Origin of the sequence: Gilliamella sp. Gris1-4 (assembly GCF_001690335.1) — a bacterium.
Lineage (GTDB): Bacteria > Pseudomonadota > Gammaproteobacteria > Enterobacterales > Orbaceae > Gilliamella > Gilliamella apicola_P.
In genome coordinates this window covers 1-1524 of record NZ_LZHA01000034.1, presented here as the reverse complement: position 1 = coordinate 1524, position 1524 = coordinate 1, and the positions used below count along the sequence as shown (strand labels likewise).

Below are 1524 nucleotides of genomic sequence, written 5' to 3'. Positions count from 1 at the left end.
CGTGTGCTCTTCCGATCTCAACTTGATCTTGGCGAATACTTGCTGGATGGTTAGGATATCCAACAATATCCTCAGTTAATAGTACAACTTTCTTCGCAAATTGCGCATCAACCATAGCATAACCTAGAGCACCACATTGTGATTTTCCAGATACACCATTAGCGTTACCTTGTTCATCAGCGGTTGATACAGCTAAAAATGCGATATCAATGTTAATTTCACCACTTTGGATCAGTTTTACACGTCCACCATGAGAATGGATATGGACTGGGTTATCCATTAAACCGTGAGAAATCGCATCGGCTAATTTACCACGTAAACCAGAGGTATAAATTTTAGTAATTACACCAGATTCGATATGAGGAATTAACGCTGAGTTACAGCTTAATAAAGAACTTGAAGCTAGCGTCAAATTTTTAATGCCTAAATTGCTGATAGTCTCAACAACTTTGTTGATAACCTTATCGCCTTCACGAAATGCATGGTGAAAAGAGATAGTCATACCATCACGCAATTCACATTTTTTAATTGCTTGCTCAATAGAATCACACAATTTACGCGTATATTTAGACTCATCTTTTAAATATGGTGTTGTTGCGTTAGCATCAACAAAAGGCTTAATATTCTTGAGATCAGGGTGCTGTTTAAGCAAATCATCAATTTTTTTGTTTATAGAAGTAGTCATTTTTCAATCCTATCAAATTTCTTTACGTACACCAGAATACTTAGCCAACTCAATAACTTTTCTAGCTCGAGCAATAATCGGTGCATCAATCATTTTGCCATTTAGAGAAATAACGCCAAGGCCTTTTCTTTCTCCCTCTTCTGCTGCTTCAACCACTTTTTGGGCATGTTCAACTTCAGCTGCTGTTGGAGCATAAGCATTGTGGAGCAGATCGATTTGTCTAGGATTAATGAGCGATTTACCGTTGTAACCTAATTTTTTGATTAAGCTGACTTCTTTCAAGAAACCTTCATCATCATTAACATTAGAGTAAACAACGTCAAAAGCATCAATTTTAGCCACACGTGCTGCATGTAATACTGCACAGCGAGCATAGAATAATTCTGTACCATCGCCACGTTCAGTTTGCATATCAACAAGATAGTCAAATGCAGCTAGCGCAATACCGATTAAACGTGGAGAAGATTTAGCGATAGAAACGGCATTAACAACACCTTGAGCAGATTCGATTGCAGCCATTAATTTAGTGCTACCAACTTCACGCCCACACTCTTTTTCGATTCTTTCAACATGAGCTTCTAACTCATGAATATCTTCAGCACAGTTAGTCATAGGTAAACGTACTACATCAACACCAGCTCTTACAACTGCTTCAAGGTCTTTTAGACCAAATGGAGTATCAAGCGCGTTGATTCGTACTACTGTTTCAATTCCGTGCTCTTTATAAACAGGAAGAAGTAAAGTTTGTGCAACTAATAAACGTGCTGAATCTTTTTCCTTAATTGAAACGGCATCTTCAAGATCGAACATGATTGAATCAGGCTTATAAACAAACGAAG

At 37.7% G+C, this 1524-nt stretch carries 2 protein-coding genes; both read right to left on the bottom strand.

All coding sequences use genetic code 11. The annotated features are described in order from the left end of the window. On the bottom strand, positions 1 to 685 hold a 685-nt coding region (locus A9G31_RS04220), incomplete at its 3' end, for a citrate lyase subunit alpha (protein ID WP_255306952.1). 12 nt (positions 686 to 697) lie between these two features. Next, on the bottom strand, positions 698 to 1524 hold an 827-nt coding region (locus A9G31_RS04215; protein WP_065560588.1), incomplete at its 5' end, for an aldolase/citrate lyase family protein.